Genomic DNA, 569 nt, shown 5'->3' on the forward strand with positions numbered 1-569 from the left:
TCTTTTTCTCTTTCTTTCTTATCTATTCTTATTTTTCTTTTTCTCTTTTCATTCCCCTCTTCCTCTCTATCTTTCCTTCTTTCTCTAATTTTTTTTTTTCTCTTACTTTCTTTCTCCTTTCCTTTTCTTCTCTTTCTTTTTTTTTTATCTTTTTCTCCTTTCTTTTCTTTTTTCTCTTTTTCTTTTTTTTTTTTTTTCTTTTCTTTTTTCCTCCCTCCCTCCTATTTTCCTTTTCTTTTTGCCCCCCACTTTCTTCTTCTTCCTTTTCTCTCCTTTTCTTTTTTCTTTTCTTCTCCTATCCTCTTGCTTTTTTCTTCTCCTCATTCTTCCCTCTTCTTCTCTTTCTCCTCTCTCTTCCGTGTCCTTTTCCCCCCCTTTTTCCTTTCCTTTTCTCTTTTCTTTTTCTTCCCTCCCTCTCTCCCTTTTTTTNCTTTTTTTCATTTTTTTTTTTTCTTTCCTCTCTTTTCTTACCTTCTTTTCCTTCTTCCTTTTTCTTTTCCTCTTCTCTTATTTCTCTCTTTTCCTTTTCTTCTCACCTCCCTTTCTTCCTCTTATTTCCTTTTTTCCCC

1 protein-coding gene is annotated in these 569 nt (G+C 32.9%); it reads right to left on the bottom strand.

Annotation, left to right across the window (positions count from 1 at the left end; genetic code table 11):
- Positions 1 to 144: 144 nt before the first annotated feature.
- On the bottom strand, positions 145 to 429 hold a 285-nt coding region (locus DNK85_RS12615), incomplete at its 5' end, for a hypothetical protein (protein ID WP_208123117.1).
- Between the last annotated feature and the right edge of the window lie 140 nt (positions 430 to 569).

This window comes from Cysteiniphilum halobium (assembly GCF_003574425.1).
Taxonomy (GTDB): domain Bacteria; phylum Pseudomonadota; class Gammaproteobacteria; order Francisellales; family Francisellaceae; genus Caedibacter; species Caedibacter halobius.